General features: G+C 51.8%; 13 protein-coding genes and 2 pseudogenes. 7 read left to right on the top strand and 8 right to left on the bottom strand.

Going from position 1 to position 16386, the window contains the following annotated elements; all coding sequences use genetic code 11:
- Window positions 1-527: 527 nt before the first annotated feature.
- From NDA02_RS26740 to NDA02_RS26750, 3 genes and pseudogenes are all read left to right on the top strand, one after another.
- A complete protein-coding gene (locus tag NDA02_RS26740; protein WP_190792136.1) occupies window positions 528-962 on the top strand; it encodes a hypothetical protein in 435 nt (144 codons plus the stop codon).
- 191 nt (window positions 963-1153) lie between these two features.
- Window positions 1154-1239, top strand: a pseudogene (locus tag NDA02_RS26745) (nucleotidyltransferase); the annotation flags it as partial.
- 124 nt (window positions 1240-1363) lie between these two features.
- Window positions 1364-2506, top strand: coding sequence for an alpha/beta hydrolase (locus NDA02_RS26750; protein ID WP_242067349.1), 1143 nt, complete (start codon window positions 1364-1366; stop codon window positions 2504-2506).
- Between the two features lie 16 nt (window positions 2507-2522).
- Here NDA02_RS26750 and NDA02_RS26755 read toward each other — a convergent pair whose 3' ends face one another.
- Entirely contained in the window at window positions 2523-3635 is a 1113-nt protein-coding gene (locus tag NDA02_RS26755; RefSeq protein ID WP_348256227.1) for a pentapeptide repeat-containing protein, read from the bottom strand.
- Window positions 3636-3813: 178 nt separating this feature from the next.
- Here NDA02_RS26755 and ybaK point away from each other — a divergent pair, with 178 nt between their 5' ends.
- On the top strand, window positions 3814-4290 hold the full coding sequence (gene ybaK, locus NDA02_RS26760) for a Cys-tRNA(Pro) deacylase (RefSeq protein WP_190792143.1): 477 nt from the start codon (window positions 3814-3816) through the stop codon (window positions 4288-4290).
- A 27-nt stretch (window positions 4291-4317) separates the two neighbouring features.
- Here ybaK and NDA02_RS26765 read toward each other — a convergent pair.
- Window positions 4318-4752, bottom strand: a pseudogene (locus NDA02_RS26765) (FTR1 family protein); the annotation flags it as partial.
- 189 nt (window positions 4753-4941) lie between these two features.
- Between NDA02_RS26765 and NDA02_RS26770 the strand changes: the two are divergent.
- A complete protein-coding gene (locus tag NDA02_RS26770; protein WP_348256225.1) occupies window positions 4942-5892 on the top strand; it encodes a DMT family transporter in 951 nt (316 codons plus the stop codon).
- A 7-nt stretch (window positions 5893-5899) separates the two neighbouring features.
- Here NDA02_RS26770 and recG read toward each other — a convergent pair whose 3' ends face one another.
- The 4 genes from recG to rpsB form a co-directional block, all read right to left on the bottom strand.
- The gene (gene recG, locus NDA02_RS26775) at window positions 5900-8449 is read right to left on the bottom strand and encodes an ATP-dependent DNA helicase RecG (protein ID WP_348246959.1); all 2550 of its coding nucleotides are present in this window, start codon (window positions 8447-8449) and stop codon (window positions 5900-5902) included.
- 20 nt (window positions 8450-8469) lie between these two features.
- Window positions 8470-9570, bottom strand: coding sequence for a primosomal protein (locus tag NDA02_RS26780; RefSeq protein ID WP_348256226.1), 1101 nt, complete (start codon window positions 9568-9570; stop codon window positions 8470-8472).
- Between the two features lie 184 nt (window positions 9571-9754).
- The gene (gene tsf, locus NDA02_RS26785; RefSeq protein WP_190792131.1) at window positions 9755-10417 is read right to left on the bottom strand and encodes a translation elongation factor Ts; all 663 of its coding nucleotides are present in this window, start codon (window positions 10415-10417) and stop codon (window positions 9755-9757) included.
- Between the two features lie 330 nt (window positions 10418-10747).
- Window positions 10748-11533, bottom strand: a complete 786-nt coding sequence (gene rpsB, locus NDA02_RS26790; RefSeq protein WP_190792130.1) for a 30S ribosomal protein S2 — start codon at window positions 11531-11533, stop codon at window positions 10748-10750.
- 572 nt (window positions 11534-12105) lie between these two features.
- Here rpsB and NDA02_RS26795 point away from each other — a divergent pair.
- Window positions 12106-13965 carry a chloride channel protein gene (locus NDA02_RS26795; RefSeq protein ID WP_242067346.1) on the top strand — a complete coding sequence of 620 codons (1860 nt, stop codon included), beginning with the start codon at window positions 12106-12108 and terminating at the stop codon, window positions 13963-13965.
- Window positions 13966-13974: 9 nt separating this feature from the next.
- Here NDA02_RS26795 and NDA02_RS26800 read toward each other — a convergent pair whose 3' ends face one another.
- Window positions 13975-14415: a secondary thiamine-phosphate synthase enzyme YjbQ gene (locus tag NDA02_RS26800; protein ID WP_190792128.1), complete on the bottom strand. Its 441-nt coding sequence runs from the start codon at window positions 14413-14415 to the stop codon at window positions 13975-13977.
- Between the two features lie 298 nt (window positions 14416-14713).
- Here NDA02_RS26800 and NDA02_RS26805 point away from each other — a divergent pair, with 298 nt between their 5' ends.
- Window positions 14714-15052 (top strand): P-II family nitrogen regulator, encoded by a 339-nt coding sequence (locus NDA02_RS26805; RefSeq protein WP_190792127.1) that lies wholly within the window; start codon window positions 14714-14716, stop codon window positions 15050-15052.
- On the opposite strand, the gene rdgB is transcribed toward NDA02_RS26805, so the two are convergent.
- On the bottom strand, window positions 15049-15663 hold the full coding sequence (rdgB, locus tag NDA02_RS26810; RefSeq protein WP_190792126.1) for an RdgB/HAM1 family non-canonical purine NTP pyrophosphatase: 615 nt from the start codon (window positions 15661-15663) through the stop codon (window positions 15049-15051). The genes NDA02_RS26805 and rdgB overlap by 4 nt on opposite strands.
- Between the last annotated feature and the right edge of the window lie 723 nt (window positions 15664-16386).

Raw genomic sequence — 16386 nt, forward strand, 5'->3', positions numbered from 1 at the left:
CTCATCTTGTTGCTCTCAGACGCTCTAAACCTCAAACATTGCCGCTAACCCTTAGTTTGAGAGGCTTTTGCTTGTACTCCCTACTGCTGGATCACCAAAAGATGGGATGAGCCAATTCTTCGTTAAGAACACTTATTTTTTCGCTCTACAAGATTGTGCTGAACCGGAACAGGGTATAGATTACGTGTTGGGCTGCAAAGTTTGTTTCCGTCCGGTTAGCTCAAACGTTGTGCCGCCGACCCTGGGTGGGGCGTGACTGCAAGCCGATCGGTTAGTGACTATTGGCAACTATGTTTTTGAGGAACTGGCTTTCCTGAAATACGTTCTACTAGTGGGAGCGGGTTGTAGTGAACAGTTTTTTGGGGATGCCTCACAGCAAAGCTTCTACACAATTGATGTGTTCATCAAATATCGCGCTCAGTCATAAAAAGGCAACTGCTTTCATTAGTAAACATTGCTAAGGCGATCGCAATGAATTCAAATTTTTATTGCATGTTGGAGCCTAGCATCACATTGGAGACGCGCTCATGCAAACACGTATAAACAGGACCGCGTACTGGTTTGCCGTCGGCATTGCGCTCGCGGCAGCATTCATCCTCGTCTGGCTAAGCCTTGGCGTTGGCATCATCGGGAAGGACGGCGATCCCGCCAACCTGATGTATTTCGGGGTGCTCGCTGTCGGAATTATCGGTGCCATCATCGCGCGCCTCCAACCCCAAGGGATGGCACGTGCGTTGGTCGCGACGGCGATTGCTCAGGCATTGGTTGCTGCGATCGCGCTAATCGCAAGGTTGGGTCTTCCGTGGAGCGGACCGGCAGAGATCCTGGTGCTAAATGGGTTCTTCATCGCGTTGTTTGCCGGATCAGCCTGGCTGTTTCAGCGTGCTGGGCGTGGGCGAATCTGGACGGGGCAGCGCCTAACCATCTGCTTGCACACCGACCACAGTAGGGTTAATTGCTAAGAGTGAGAAGTATGCTGCGGCAGGTGAAGCGGAACGTTCTGCTGCAAACCCTCAGTGGAGACGGTTCTTGGAGTTTATCTGTTAGTCTTTGATATCTAGACGCTTTGAATTTATCCAGGAGCGCAAAGCACTTCAGCCGCTATAACGAGGACTAGCAAAGCTTATGCTTTAGACAGGTAACAGAACGTGCCCTGTTTCGTTCCGTTCTATGCAACATCACCCCGATAGCGATATTGATGTGATGGTGAGATTTCACCCAGATGCTCATCCTACCTACATTTTCCCAGCACCTTGAGAATCGTTGAAGACTCCGTTTATGCCTATCCTGAGAGGGTTACGATCGCCCCGATTTTTCCTTTAGTCTCGGCTTAATTTGTCTCGCTGGAAGGGGAAAGTTCGCGATGTTTATGCCGATCGACTTCATACTTCGTTTGTTATCGAGTGTGCTGTCCGTTTTCATTCTTGGAGGTGGGGCATACATTCTCTATCAGTGGCATGAAGGAGAGTTGGTGAGCGATCGCTGGCTATACCTGGGAGTGGGAATGCTAGTGTGGTCGTTTCTAGGTTTGCTGCCGATTTTGCTGCTGCACCGTGCCGGACGCGATGAACCGAAACCGTTTCGCAGCGATCGGGTTCAGCGACTTTCTCGACCAGACGGCAGTGAGATTCAGGTGGAGTTTTATGAGCCTGATTTCTCGACGGGGGAAACGGCTTCGTATCCCGTGCCAACGATCATCCTGACCCATGGATGGGGACCGGATAGCACGGTCTGGTACTACGCCAAGAAGCAGTTGACCGAGCAGTTTCGCGTGATCACCTGGGATCTTCCAGGCTTGGGCAAATCTCGCAAGCCGCGGAATCGAGACTATTCGCTGGAGAAATATGCGCGTGATTTGAATGCGGTGATCGAGGCGGCGGGGAATCAGCCTGTGATTTTGCTGGGGCATAGTATGGGCGCGATGATTCTGCTGACTTTTAGCCGATTGTTTCCAGAACGGTTAGGCGATCGCGTGGCAGGTCTGATTCTGGTAGACGGCACTTATACAAATCCCTTGAGAACAACGACTCTGAGCAAGCTGCTGCTGGCACTGCAAAAGCCTTTGCTCGAACCACTGCTGCATCTGGCGATCGTCTTTTCTCCGGTGCTGTGGTTGGCAAGCTGGCTGAGCTATCTAAACGGTTCGACGCTGCTGACGACCGAGATTTCTGGCTTTACGGGCCGAGAAACACGCGGACAGCTTAATTTTTCTAGTTTGATCGGCATTAAAGCACCGCCAGGAATTTTGGCGCGCGGCGTTCTGGCCATGTTCAAGTTTGAAGAGACCCAGACGCTTCCCACTATCTCAGTTCCAACCCTGGTTGTGGTGGGCAAGTCGGATATTGCAACTCGACGGTTTGCCAGCGATCGAATGAGTCAGGCCATTCCTGGGGCAGAGTTGAGTGTTATCGCTCCGGGTGGACACATGGCACTGATGGAACGCAATGCTCAGTTTGCAGAAATTGTTCAGTCGTTTAGTCGTGCCTGCCTGAGCTTAAAGGCATAAGCAAGGATTTGTATTTTCAGGAGATAGATTCCTGAGTGGATCGCCCGCTCCAGCCGCCTGGCAGATCTTCCAGGATTGCGCCTCTTGCCTTCAAATTAATTCGATCGCTGTGGGTTAATCCGGGGTTTTTGTTGAATCTTGCGCCTTTCACCAGTACCACGCCCAGATCCACCTGATCCAGATCTACGCCTTGCAGCAATGCTTCACGAAAATCGGCTCCGCTGAGGTCAGCTCCGCTAAGGGTCGCTTCTTTGAGCCTGGCACGGCTGAGATTTGCCCAGCTTAGATTGGCATCACTGAGATTAGCGCGATTGATTTTTGCCCAGCTCAGGTTTGCGGCAGTGAGATTGGCGCGGCAAAGGCTCGCGTCGCGCAGATCGGTATCGCTGAGAATCGCATCGCTGAGTTCGGCATCGCTCAGGTCTACGCCAGGAAGGATAGCGTCACTCAGGTCGGCTCCTGTGAGATCTGCTCCACTCAGGTCGGCTCCACTCAAATCCGCTCCGCGCAAAATCGCTTCTCGCAAATTGGCATTTCTGAGGTTCGACCGGCTCAGGTGGGCATCGCGCAGATCAATCCGGCTCAAGTTCGCATGGCTCAGATTTGCCCCACTCAAATCGGCATTGCTCAGATCGACCCGGCTCAAAATTGCCCACAGAAGAAACAAGATATTGGGATTTGCCCAGACGATCGCCGTTCTCCCTGGCTGTGCTGCGATCGTCATCGCCCAGATCAGGGTTGCCCAAACTAAGCCGATGCCAATTAGAATTGGCAGGTTAAAGCTGCCGCGTCGAGGAACGGCTACCTTGAGCATGACTTCTCGCAGGTTGATCCAGACCAGAATCGTCCAGAGCAGGTTTGCCCAGATTAAAATAACGCCTGCGACGCCTGCCTCGGTCAATTGCAGCCATAGCAAGACTGCCCAGGCAAAGTTTGCCCATAGCAGCAGCGTTCCAATAAAATCAACTCGGCTGAGATCAACGCCCTGCAAATTTGCGCCGCCAAAGGTTTTTTTGCCGCGCCACACTTTGAGCCTGATTCGGAGTCCTGCAAAAATGTGGCTGTACCAGGGAGGACGATCGGGCGGCGAAGTAGACGAGGTAGAGGGCATCAGTGACGATCGGCGCATAGGATTCACAGGATTGGCGGGCAGGAGGATGAAGAGACAAACTCACTAAACCGTCTGGATCATAGCCAATCGGAAAGACCAACCGCCAGTGTATTCGACTGCAAAAATTGCCTGTAGTGGGCTGTAAATGTCGAATGCAAAAGGAATTGCGAAGCGAGCAGGAGCGCAAGAAGGGGAAATGAAAACAAACGCCGTGCGGATTCTTGACAGCTTAGAAATTGGATATCAGCTTTTAAACTACGAGGTTGATCCTGAAGATCTCGCCGCGGAAAGCACTGCCGTGAAGCTTAATCTGCCGCCGGAACAGGTGTTTAAGACGCTTGTGACCAAAGGCGATCGCACTGGAATTTGTCTTGCCGTGATTCCGGGCAATGCTCATCTCGACCTTAAAGCACTGGCAAAGCTAAGCGGCAATCGTAAAACTGAACCTGTGCCGCTAAAGGATGTGCAGCCGTTGACTGGGTATATTCGGGGTGGCGTAACTGCCCTGGCGTGCAAAAAGCCTTACCCTGTCTATGTTGATGAAACGATCGATTTATTCGATCAGGTTGCGGTTTCTGCTGGAATGCGCGGACTGATGATTTTTCTATCGCCTGCTGACTATTTGCAAGCGGTCAACGGCACGATCGGGGCGATCGCTCAGGACAAAGCGTAATCCTTTTAACTGCGAATTAGCTGCAAATTAGCTGCGAACATCGCTGCGCTTTGCTTTGAGTTTGAACTTTGGAAAGAACATTCGACCGCCTAAACTCTGAAAATAAATGCCGCCAACCGTTGCTAAAAACAGGATGTATGCGATCGCCTGCACTTGATAAAGCTGCTGTGTATAGCCAAACAGCGCACTCAACAGGAGTCCTGGAAAGCGATCGTCCGGCAGCACTTTCGACAGATTCCAGACCGTCGGACCCAGGATGCAGGAATGGTTCCGGGTGAAACGTTTATAGTAAAAGTAGAGCGATTCCGAGGCGCGATCCCGGCTGGCAAGAGTCTGCATGACCGTGTCGAAATGCCCTAACGCCGTTACCACCAGTCCGGCAATCAGCAGTAGCAGCAGCACGCCCATCGCCTGAAAGAACAGCTTCAGGTTCAGCTTTATCCCGAACTTAAACAGGAGCAGGACGCTTCAAACATTCTCTAGGAAGGAACCATTTTCTGGTGGTGTTCTAGCGGTTAAAGGGTTTCTAGCTGATTGTTTTGAGCAGTTAATACTACAATTGCCAGATCGGCTTGACTCAAATGATGTGTTTGGAATATCGCGAGTGCTTTTACTCCGCTTCGTCCTGTCCCTGTAGCTTGGTCATTTCAAATGTTTGGTTTTTTGATTGTTTTGTTATCTTCTGTTTTCTTTTGTTTTCAAAACGTTCTGGTTAGAGTTCTGTTTAAAGAACATGATATTTTAGGTCTTTTTACAACGGGTGGTTTTGTCACCCCATCCTTGCCGAGTTCGTTTCTGCTCATGTTCATGCGGACGCTGCTCGTGATGCCTTTAACGTCCTCGTTTGCTCCAGTTTTGCACTCTAGCATCTGGTCTGATTTGCGTCACCTTGGCGATCGATCGAATCGTTCTCTACTCTGGCAATTGCTGGGTGGCGGGATGCTGATGTTTTTATATCTGGCATTGCTTTATATTGCGATCGGTACGATTCCTACCGGGATCGCACTAACGCTGTTTTTTACCTATCCTGTTTTTACTGCGTTGTTGTCTTGGCGGTGGTTTGGCAATCGTCCCAGTCGGTTGAGCTGGATTGTGATGGGTATTGTGCTGATTGGCAGCTATTTCACCATGCCTGTGATCAATGCTCAAATCGATCGATCAAGCTTAATTGGTATTCTTGCCGGCTTAGGGTCGGGTATCACCTATGCTTTCTACGCGGTAATTGCCCAAAAGAGCTTCGAGCGGATTCATCCTTTTTCCTACACCTGGATCAGTTTTGGAACCACAATGATTCTCTCCGGGATGAGTCTGCTGCTGTGGAACTTTCACAGTCAGTCGTTACCCTGGACGGCTCTTTGGATTGCGGGGTTGTTATCGGCGATCGTTTCCTTCGGGGGTCACTTGCTCAATAACTTTGGCATTCGCTATCTGGGTGCGACGGCGGCAGCGATCGTGGCTGCGACCAATCCGGCTCTCACTGCTCTGCTTGCCTGGTTAACGATTCAGGAAACGCTAAACGGCATTCAAATTATGGGTGTGCTGACTGTGACGCTGAGTGTGGCTTTGCTCAGTCGAGAACTCAAGTCTGAGAAGCAGGGTTAGATGAAATTCAGGTCAAAATCATGCCGCCCAGCAGCTTGCGATAGCGATATTCCAGCTCGGTTTTCATCAGGCTCCAGCGTTCCAGCGAAGCATCTCTTTCCATCACGGCTTCTGCTGCGTCACGGGCTACCTGCAAAACGTCTTGATCTTCCACCAGTCTTGCCAGGGCAAAATCGGGTAAGCCAGACTGCCGCATTCCCAGCACTTCACCAGGTCCACGAAAACGCAGATCCATTTCTGAAATAAAGAAGCCGTCTTGAGATTGCTCCAGAACTTTGAGCCGCTGAGCTGCTGTTTGATTTTTTGAGGTATTCATCAGCAGACAGAAAGATTGATTGCCGCCTCTGCCGACCCGTCCGCGAAGCTGGTGAAGCTGGGACAGCCCAAAGCGATCGGCGTGTTCGATCAGCATGACTGTGGCATTCGGAACATCCACTCCCACCTCAATGACCGTGGTTGAGACAATAATTTGGGTTTCGTTATCGCGAAATTTGCCGATCGCCTCATCTTTCTCTGCCGAACTCATGCGCCCGTGCAGCAGTCCCACCGAGAATTCAGGAAAGACCCCTTCGCTTAAGTGCTGATATTCCTCGATCGCCGACTTCAAATCGAGTTTTTCTGATTCCTCGACCAGCGGCAGCACTACATACACCTGCCGTCCCTGCGCGACTTCCCGCTTGATCAGTTCATAGGCATGGTTGCGATCGCGTCCCGTCAGCACCGTGGTTTGAATCGCTTTGCGTCCGGGCGGCAGTTCATCGATCTGGCTTACGTCTAAGTCTCCGTGCAGCGTCAGAGCCAGAGTGCGGGGAATGGGCGTTGCTGTCATGGTCAGGACATGGGGATAATCGCCTTTTTGCTGAAGTTTTGCTCGCTGTCCCACGCCAAAGCGATGCTGCTCATCGATCACGACCAAGCCCAATCGCTGAAACTGTACCGGGTCTTCGATCAGTGCATGGGTTCCCACCAGCAGGGGCAATTCTCCAGTCGATAGCTCAGCGAGCAGTTTGCGCCGTTTCGCGACCTTTGTTGATCCGGTTAATAGCTCGACAGGCAAATGCAGCAGGTTAAACCAGCTCACCAGCTTATGATAGTGCTGCTCCGCCAGAACTTCGGTGGGAGCCATTAACGCTGCCTGATATCCCGACTGAATCGCTGCCAGAATTGCCACCACTGCCACCACTGTTTTTCCCGATCCGACATCGCCCTGCACGAGTCGATTCATCGGTGTTGGCTTTTGCAGATCGGTAAGGATTTCGTTGACGACGCGCTGTTGGGCATCAGTGAAGCGGAAGGGCAGCACTTCGTAAAACTGCTCGATCAACTGTCCGGTGGGGGCAAGCGTGGCAGTCGTTTCCTTTTTTTGCTGCTGTTTGCGCCGCAGTAATCCGAGCTGCAAATAGAAAAATTCATCAAACACCAGACGACGGCGGGCGTCATTCAGAGCCGCTTCATCAGCCGGATAGTGGATCGAGCCGATCGCCCCTTTCAGCTCAATCAGCTCATATTTTTGCCGCAAGCCATCGGGCAGCGGATCTTGAATCTGGGAAATGGCGGGTAACGCTGCAACGACTGCCTTCCGCACGATATCGGCTTCTACGCCATCGGTAAGCGGATAAATTGGCACAATTCGCCCGACTTTCAGTGAATCGATTGACGCCCCCGAATGATCCATTACCTCAATCTGCGGATCTTCCAGCGTTGCTCCATACTTATCTTTTTTCACCAGGCCCGAAGCAGCAATCACGGCTCCCGGTGGATACATTCGCTTTTGCTGCTCCTGCCAGCCACGGGTATAGCGAGTTCCGGCAAAGAAACGGCTGAGCTTGAGTCGTCCCGTGTGATCTGCCACCGTCAGTTGAAAGATGGTGAGCTTCTTGTTTTTAGGACTGGTAAAGCAGGTGCAGCTTTTCACGGTGGCAACCAGCGTCACGGTCTCGCCCGGTTCCAGCGATCGAATATTGACCTGACGCGCATAATTAATGTGGTCACGCGGATAGTAAAACAGCAGATCGCGCACCGTATCAATGCCCAGCCTTGCCAGCTTTTCGCTGTTCTTCGGGCCAATTCCCGGTAAGTAGGTCACTGCCTGATCGAGGGCGATTTTGCCTTTGCGATCGGAACTGACCAGCGGCACAGTACGTGGAGCTTTAACCGCCTGACCGCCTGACTTTGCCGCAGATTCTGAACTGGAAGCAGGGCTGGTCGTTTTGCCATTGGACTCAGCAGCAGATGGCGCAGCAGCAATGCTTTGCAGTTCTCCCCTGGGAGGAATCGAAGCTAACTCAGCTTGCTCGACCTGCTTGCGGGCACTGTGCAGCAAACGGCGTGCCTCAGCAATTAAATGCTGACGTTGAGAAAATGATAGGTCGGTGTATTCCGTAAACTGGTCGGCGATCTCGCGAAACCGCCTGCGCTCTGCCACGGGCAATCCGGTCGGCGGCTGATTCAGGCTGAGGCTGAGAAATTCGCTGAAGCGATACTGATTGCCCCGCAAATCATTAAACCCGTTTTCCGCCTCAACTGAGAGTGCTTTTTGCAGTCTGAGCCAATCCATAGTCTGCGTTACTGACTCCGCTAGTCCTCATACCAGCTCGATCGCCATGCGGCTTCTGCCTGCGCGGTCGAGCGCTCTTTTTGCTTTTGATAATAGTCTCGTCCAATCTTACTGAGTCGGGCAGAAAGTTCACGAATTCGCGATCGCCACACGCTCAAACTTCCATTGGAAAACTCTATCTCAGATAGCCGCAGCCGTACTGCAGTAATCGTAGTCATGCTCGGTCGTTTGCTGCTTTCCGATCGAGTTTCGATCATCAGGCTCAGCAGATTAGGCAGACTTGCCGTTGTCTCAGCGCTGAGTTCTGCTTTGGTTGCGACTTCCAAAATCGGTTCTGGAAGCTGACGGGGCAGCAGCTCAGCTCGATACAGCAGTCGGTTGGTCGCATGGGACCAGTGATACAGCATTTCCATCACTGATTCTTCAAGCCTGTGCTGCCAGTAGAGCAGGTCTTTGGGCGTGAGCGGTCGGTCTTCGATCGGGGGTTCGTCGTCTTGCTCGTCGTCAGGTTCGTTTTCAAATTGGGAATTTGGGGAATCTGGGGAATCTGGGGAATCTGGGGAATCTGGGGAGCTATCCTCTGAAGAATCCTGCTGGGCGTCGGCTACTTTGGCTGGGTCGGGCTGCATGGCAGCTTGAAGGAATCGAAGGGCAGTGGGCAAATCGAGATCAGAAGCACCTATCAGAAATGCCTGGTCAGTTCCCAGCTCAACCCGATTGATCGATTCCTCTAGCTCCTCGTCTCCTTCGTCTTCTTCATCTCCCTCATCCCCCTCCTCTCCTTCGTCTCCCTCTTCTAGTTCCTCCTCTTCCGTTTCCCCCGACAAATCACGCGGCACGATCGGCTGAAGCACACTTCTCATTTCCGTCTGTGCCTGCTTTGCTAACTGTCGCAGCCTTTGCTGAAGTTCCTGTCGTTGATTAAACGTAAGACTGAGAAATGCTTCGGGATAGCCATGGGTGCAGAGGTGATAGCAAGCCAGAATGAGCTGCTGACGGACTGCCTGTCCCAGCGCGTCCAGGTATTCACCATAGGCATCATGAAATTCTTCTGCGATCGATGCAACCGCTTGCTGGAGGGCTGCCATCTCCTGTTCGATCTGGTTAAGGCTTCTCACCATCGATCCTTATTTTCCCCTTTTCTGCTTTCCAGGATAGCGATTTCTTTCAGAAGCACTGCCCTCACCCGGTTCTGCTTTTAGAGGGCAAAGCAAAATGGGCAACGAACGATCGGAGAAAATGACCTTCTCGATCGCCCATCGCCCAATCCGTATCAGAACGCCAAATCAGAACCCAGGCTCAGGCTTATGCCTTTCCACCTGTTTGCGCTGCCACTTCTGCGGCGAAGTCTTCTTCTTTCTTTTCAATGCCTTCGCCCATCACATAGCGGACAAAGCGACGCACCTGGATATTTTCGCCGATGCTGGCGATTTTTTGCTTCAGCAGATCGCCCACTGTAATCGTCTGGTCTTTGATATAGGGCTGATCCATCAGCGACAGTTCTTTCAACCGCTTTTCGATCCGTCCTGCCACGATCTTCTCGCGGACGGCTTCCGGTTTATTGCCCAAGTCGTCTTTGCCCATTTCGATCGACTTTTCTTTTTCGATCACGTCTGGCGGAATGTCTTCTACCCGGACGTACTCTACGTTCTGGTAAGCGGCGATCTGCATGGCAATGTCTTTCACCAATCCCTGAAACTCTTCGTTTCGCGCCACAAAGTCAGTCTGGCAGTTGACTTCGACCAGAACGCCAACCCGTCCGCCAATGTGGATATAGCTGCCGACCAAGCCTTCAGCCGTGATCTTGCCCGAAGCTTTTTCTGCCTTTGTAATCCCTTTTTGACGGAGCCATTCGATCGCCTTTTCCATATCGCCATCGGTGGCTTCCAGGGCTTTCTTGCAGTCACCGAACCCTGCGTTCGTCTTGTCGCGCAATTGCTTGACGAGTTTTGCTGGTATCTCCGCCATGATGCTTCAATTCCTAACTAGATATGCTTTGGATGAGATTTGCATAATTCATTCTGTGAGATGCCTCAGAAAGCTGTTCGGTCGGTCTGCGCTCCGAACCGCCCCTCGTCTCCCAAGGCTAAGGAGAGCCTACTGACCCCTGGGGTTTCAAAGTTCCCTAGCATTAGGAATTTGGGGGGCAATATAGCACCTAAAACACCCCTCAAACACCCTCTTGAGTTCATCTCCAGAACGATCGCTCACAGATAAACCTACCGGAAAAGAGACAGGATAAGGCAAGTCTTCGGCAACACACACGACAGATTCTGCTCTCACCCTGTCCCGCGCCAATTACGCTTCTGTTTCTTCTTCTTCTTCGACAAGCTCGGTTTCGTCGTACTCGAACTCTTCTTCTGCGCCTTCGTAGTCTTCGTAGTCTTCTTCAGCGTCGAGCTGACCGTGACGACCTTCATAGATCGCGTCTGCCAGTTTGCCCACGATGAGCTTGATCGATCGAATCGCGTCATCGTTTGCGGGGATCGGAATATCCGCCGTATCGGGATCGCAGTTCGTATCCAGCAGTGAGACGATCGGAATATCGAGCTTCTGGCACTCCTGAACGGCGTTATATTCGCGCCGCTGGTCTACCAGAACCACAATATCGGGCAGTTTCCGCATTCCCTGAATGCCGCCGAGGTACTTCTGCAGCTTTTCGAGTTCACGCCGCAGCACTGCCGCTTCTTTTTTAGGCAACAGATCGAGTGCGCCCGTTTCCTGTCTGCGCTCCAGTTCCTTGAGGCGATCGACGCGGGTTTTGATCGTTGTCCAGTTGGTTAGCATTCCGCCCAGCCAACGCTGGTTGACGTAGAACGCACCGCAGCGGCTTGCTTCCTGAGCAATGATTCCGGCTGCCTGACGCTTTGTACCGATAAACAGAACGCGCTTGCCTTGCTCCGACGCATTGCGGAGGTAGGTGTACGCTTCCTCCATCAGCTGAGCGGTCTGCACCAAGTCAATGATGTGAACGCCATTTCGAGCCGTGTAGATGTAGGGAGCCATCTTGGGGTTCCAGCGACGTGTCTGATGACCAAAGTGAACCCCTGACTCTAATAATTGAGCCAATGAAACAACAGGCATGATTTTCTCCTTTCGGGTTAATCCGCCATCCAGTTGTATCTTTGCCGCTTGCTTCGCAGTTTCTCGAAGAGGTAATCGTCGCTATGACTTATTTCTCTGTCACTTATTTCTAAGGAAGAATGAGCTTGGGCAGACGAAAACAGCGCAAAAACACCCGAAATACTGAATGTGTGAATTTTGACAACTCTACTAGGTTAGCACAGGCACAACCCGTTTATGGCAGAAGAATAGACTGCGCTAAGGTACGGATCTCACCCTAATTTTAGAGTTGAGGAAACCTGATAAAAAAACCTCAGATGCAAGTCAGAAAGTGGCTTAGAGAACAACCTATTCTGCCGCCCGATCACGCAAAATAGAGTGAAGAATATTGCTATTCTCCGATCGGTGTCGCATCTGCTGGGGTGCGTCCTGCTTTTGCTTATTTGTTTGCTGATTCATTTAGGCTGATTCGTTTAGTTTAGTAAGAACGCTGTACCTCGATCGCCTGCTTCAGGAATTCGTCCTGCTTAAAGTTGCTCGATCTAGTTCCCTGACTTTGCCGCTCAACCCTGCCCCAATGTCCGATGAAGCCCATGACTGAATCCGAGGGGCATCTACGCCCGTCTGCTGCTACGCCTGAACCGCCACCGCTCAAACAATTCCTCAAACAGCTCCAGCCCACCCCAGAGGCGATCGTATTGCTATTGGCGGTTCTGGTGGGAACAGGAGCGGGAGCGGGGGTAGTTTTGTTTCGAGCATTGATTCAGTGGACCCATGATCTGATGTTTGGCGAGGTGTCCAGCTTTTTGTCAATCTGGGGACACTGGACGATCGCCCTGATTCCCCTGCTGGGTGGGGTGATTGTGGGGCTGATGCGCTGGCGAATGCAGGATTTTGGTCCGGGACTGACCACGCTGGTAGAAGTGGTCCAGGAAAGCCGCGAGCTGCTGCTGATTAATCCCGTGACTAAGATGGTTGCCGCCTCGATTTCGCTGGGGAGTGGGGCATCGCTAGGTCCAGAAGGTCCGAGTGTGGAAATTGGAGCGTACTTTAGTTTGTTGCTGGGGCAAGTGCTTCAGGTATCGCAGGAGCGGCGGCGATTGTTGCTGAGTGCAGGGGCGGCGGCAGGATTGGCGGCAGGATTTAATGCACCGATCGCCGGAGTCTTTTTTGCGCTGGAAGTCGTCATGGGCACTACGTTTGCAGCATCGGCGGCGAGTGTTGTGCTGTTGGCGGCGGTCGTAGCGGCGTGGATTGCCCGAATTGGAATGGGGGCACAGCCTGCGTTCACGTTGCCCGCCTACGAAGTGCGAAGTGTGCTGGAACTGCCGCTGTACGTTGGACTGGGGCTGCTGGCAAGTCTGCTGTCGCTGATTCACATTCGCGCCCTGCGGCTGTCTCAACGCTGCTTTCAGGGGCAAATTGCCGGACTGGAATGGATCGGTCAAATTCCCCAACCGTTCCATCCGGTCATTGGCGGAGCCGTGCTGGGGTTGGTTGCTCTGAAGCTGCCGCAAATTTTGGGCGTGGGCTATGAAACCGTTGAGTCGATGCTGCAAGACGTGCAGTTTCCGCTTCCGTTGGTGGTAGCTCTGCTAGTGATGAAGCTGATTATGACGGCGATTAGCTTTGGCAGTGGCTTTGTGGGCGGGGTGTTTGCGCCTGCGCTGTTCCTGGGGGCATCGCTGGGATCAGTTTACGGGAAGGTTTTGGCGATCGGCTTACCGATGCTGCACGACTACATGGCTTCTCCTCCGGCTTATGCGATGGTGGGCATGGCGGCATTTCTGGCGGCGAGTGTGCGTGCCCCGCTGACGGCAATTTTGCTGCTGTTTGAACTCACCAACGATTACCGGATTGTGTTGCCTCTGATGGCAGCAGTAGGCTTGAGCATCTGGACGGCTGAATATTTGGAGCCGAAAGTCGTGATTGACAACGCGGCACAGAATGAACCTGTTGAAGCTGTTCTCCATCCTGATGTGTCTCGCCTCACCGTTGCAGACGTCATGCACCCGGCTCCGCTTCAGCTCAGGAGCGATTTTACCCTGGCGATCGCCGCCCAACAATTTGTCCAGTATCGCTGTCACAGTGCCCTGGTTATTGACGCTGAGAATCAGCTTGTCGGCATCTTCACCCTGAATGACATTACCCGCATAGTGACGCGATCGAAATCTGCTGAAGACCGCATCATGCTATTACAGCAGCCGATCGCTGATCTTTGCACCACTAAAATGGTCTACGCTTATCCCGATGAATCCCTGACGGAAGCCACCGATCGCATGACCACCAGAGGACTGCATCAGCTTCCCGTTGTCGATCGGGATCATCCCCAGCAGGCGATCGGACTCCTAACCCAGGCAGATATCGATCTTGCTGCCAGCCTCGCCCAAACCCGCCAGGTATTAGAACAATACGGCCCTCCCCAGCCAGAAGCACTTGCCTTGCTGAATTAATTGACTCCTTCACTCCCCCCAAACCTGACAAAACACCGATCGCCGCCTTGGACCATCCAGCTCAAACAGCAGTACCGCTTGGTAGGTTCCCAGGGTCAGCTTGCCGTTTGCGATCGGGACAATCTCGCTGGTGCTGAGCGTCATTGCCATCAAGTGAGCGTGGGCGTTCACTGGCTCGTCGGGGGGAATGTTGGGGCGCAGGTGCAGATCGTTGTGCAGGTAGGGATCGGCTTCGGGAGCGAGTTTTCGCAGATAGGCTTTCACATCCTGCATCAGGCGCGGCTCGAATTCATTGATGGCTAAAGCGGTGGTGGTGTGGCGCGAAAAGATTAACGCCTGTCCGTTTTGAAGGTTCGATTTTGAAACGATCGCCTGAATGTGTGCCGTAATGTCGTACACTTCGATTCCGGCTGTGGTTTCTAGTTCAATAATGTGATTGACGATCGCCATCGCCTCGTTCCTCACGCGAATGCACTGGACAGCTTGCTTTCTAATATTCTGAGGGGAATGTGCTGAAAATGAAATCGGATATTGAGCTTTACTTCAGTGCTGCTTTAAGGAGAATTGAAATTGATTAAAGCTGTATATCGCCTCATGAATCGCAGATTATTCAGTAGAAAATAAGAGGAATTGTCTCCGCTAAGCAAACCGTAGCTTATACTACAAAATTATTTTTGGTAGCGGTGATAGAAACAGTCAGGCAACCCAGCCTGCAATGCACTAAGAACTAAGGGAGCTTACAAAGTCCATGAAAAAAGTTGAAGCAATCATTCGTCCTTTTAAACTTGATGAAGTCAAGATCGCGCTGGTGAATGCCGGGATTGTTGGGATGACGGTTTCTGAAGTACGCGGCTTTGGTCGGCAGAAGGGACAAACCGAACGCTATCGCGGCTCTGAATACACGGTTGAATTTCTGCAAAAGCTAAAAGTTGAAATCGTTGTCGAAGACGATCAGCTAGACATGGTGGTAGACAAAATCATCTCGGCTGCACGAACTGGGGAAATCGGCGACGGTAAAATCTTCATCTCCCCTGTCGATCAAATTGTGCGAATTCGGACAGGGGAAAAGAACCAGGAAGCGATTTAAGATTCCGGGTTGATTTCTTTAAGCTGAGGCAAGAGTGCCTCAAATGCTTTCCCCCGGTGGCTGACGCGATGTTTCAGTTCCGGGGGCATTTCAGCAAAAGTCATGCCTGCTTCCGGCACGTAAAAAATCGGGTCATAGCCAAAGCCGCCTGAACCTCGCGGCGCGCTGATAATTTCTCCCACGCAAATCCCCTCGGTGTGCAGGGCGATCGATCCATCGGGACGTGCCAGCGCGATCGCACAAACAAACTGCGCCTGTCGATGCGAAGCAGTTCCTCCTGCAGGAGAATCAGGCTGATGGTCTAATTCTCGCAAAAGCCGCGCAATTCGATCGGCATCAGTATCAGCATAGCGGGCAGAGTAAATTCCCGGTGCGCCGTTTAGCGCATTGACCATCAAGCCTGAATCATCGGCGATCGACCATTGCCCCAAAGCTTTTGCCACCTGAGACGCTTTCAAACAGGCATTTTCTAAAAAGGTGGTTCCGGTTTCTTCGATTTCCAATGCTTTGGGCTTCAGGCTCAGCTTCCACGGCAACGATGGATCGGTGAGGTATGCCTGCATTTCCGTTAACTTACCGGGATTACTGGTGGCAACGACGAGAAGAGTCATAGCAAAGAGAAGCGGTTCTTGAAAGGTCTTATTGGGGATCATAGGGGATCGTATTTGCTTCTAGCCAATCGATTGCGATTTGTTTTAAAGCGGTTTGTCGATCGCGGCTTCAATCTCAGTGCAAAATTGCTTCATGATGACCTGTTCGTGAATCTTAATTCGTGAATCCTCAACGGACTGGGAAGCCGTAGATAGTCATCAGACTCTAGTTTTTTTGCGCTTTCTGAATTGTGTCTTTCAGATTGCGTTCTTTCAGATTGCGTCTTCCAGTTTCAATCAGCAGCGGCGTCGTCTTCTGAATCAGCCGCTTGAAAGTCATTCTGGCTAACCGTGACCGATTTACCTGTCTGTTGATTGAGACAGGCAAACAGCTTGTGATTAAGTGTAACCATTTCGTTTACCCTATCTCAAACTTTGACGACTAAAGCCATTCCTCACGACTTTCTCAACGAAGTTCGGAAATACTACAGGATGAAACTGATTTTTGCTACTTTGTAACTCAAAATCAGCCGTGAGACGCAAGAAGTTCGCTGCGATCGGATTTAGGTTTGCACTAGGTAAACGCTTCAATTTTCCTTCTAGTCCCATTTCTTTGTACTGGAAACCCTCCTGATACGGAATCCGGATAGTAAAGTAACACTATTTTATGCCTGCCTCCACCAGTGAAATAGCGTGTGCTGACGAATGACTTCCGGCATGGCTGCAAGGATGTTACAACGAGAG

The sequence above is a fragment of the Leptolyngbya sp. ST-U4 genome, assembly GCF_039962215.1.
In the GTDB taxonomy this organism is placed as follows: Bacteria; Cyanobacteriota; Cyanobacteriia; order Elainellales; family Elainellaceae; genus Leptolyngbya_A.